Annotated in this window: 2 protein-coding genes; both read left to right on the forward strand. The window is 73.9% G+C overall.

The features are described from left to right. The first annotated feature begins 264 nt into the window (after positions 1 to 264). Positions 265 to 822: a hypothetical protein gene (locus tag AB0G02_RS42300; RefSeq protein ID WP_360806853.1), complete on the forward strand. Its 558-nt coding sequence runs from the start codon at positions 265 to 267 to the stop codon at positions 820 to 822. Beyond that, positions 819 to 1,009: hypothetical protein (locus AB0G02_RS42305; protein WP_360806856.1), on the forward strand; the 191-nt coding region annotated here is incomplete at its 3' end. The genes AB0G02_RS42300 and AB0G02_RS42305, both read left to right, overlap by 4 nt.

Below are 1,009 nucleotides of genomic sequence, written 5' to 3' on the forward strand. Positions count from 1 at the left end.
CGGCACCGTGGTCGACGGGCTGGGCCTGGGCGCGACCGTCGTGCAGCCCAAGGTCCTGCCCGCCACCGACCTCACCGCCTGCCTCACCCCGCAGGGCCTCACCAGCGTCAGCGGCACCACCTCCTTCACCGCCGTGCTGTAACCCCGTCAACACCACGCCGGCACGTGCCGGACAGGCTCGTGCGCTCGCTCACCGGGGCGGGCTGCCGGGTCGGCCTCCGATCCGGCCTGCACCCGCACCGCAAACCCAGGAGGGTTGCCGGCATGAACCCAGACGTGTCCCGATCCCGCTTCCGACGCCTTGCCGCCGTCGTGTGCGGTGCTGCGCTGCTCGCCGTCTCCTCGGTGGTCGCACCGACCGGCGTCGCAGCCGCGGACGACGCGCCCGCCACCGGCATCGTCGTGTGCACGACGAACTCGACCTGGACCTACTCGCCGGGTGTCGTGCTGTTGCCGAGGCCGATCACCACCCGGGTCGACGACCGGTACACCTCCTGCCTGTCGCCGGCCAGCGGCGTCACCGGGGGTTCGAGCAGCTTCACCGTCGAGCGTGACGCGGGCTGCCTCGAACCGGTCGCTGCCGTCCCCGAGACGCGCGTGATCACCTGGGACGACGGCCGGACCAGCACGTTCAGCTACACCGTCACCGTCAGCTCCCTCCCCGGGCTCGACGTGGTCACCAAGACCGGGACCATCACGGCGGGCGCGTTCGCGGGTCACGTCGCGCAGGCGACCCAGGCCGCGCCGACCCTCGACCTCCTGCAGTGCCTGGGGCAGGGCGTCCAGCGGCAGACCGCGCTGGGCACCTTCGCGATCCTGTGACCACCCGCGGCCCCGCGGGCCGGGTGGAGATCGCGGGTGTCGCGGCGGACGCGGCGACCCTGCTCCGCGAACTCGCGCCCGACCTGTGGTGGTACGACCGCTCCCCGTTCCTGAGCGCCTCCGCCCGCCCCGCGCTGCCGTGGCTGCGGTACGAGCGCCGCGACCACCGCGCGGAAGCCGCAGGCGG

This window comes from Actinosynnema sp. NPDC023658 (assembly GCF_040639995.1).
Lineage (GTDB): Bacteria > Actinomycetota > Actinomycetes > Mycobacteriales > Pseudonocardiaceae > Actinosynnema.

Bases quoted from the DNA above. Each gene is read 5' to 3' on its own strand.
- AB0G02_RS42300 (WP_360806853.1), top strand. From the start codon at position 265: ATGAACCCAGACGTGTCCCGATCCCGCTTCCGACGCCTTGCCGCCGTC.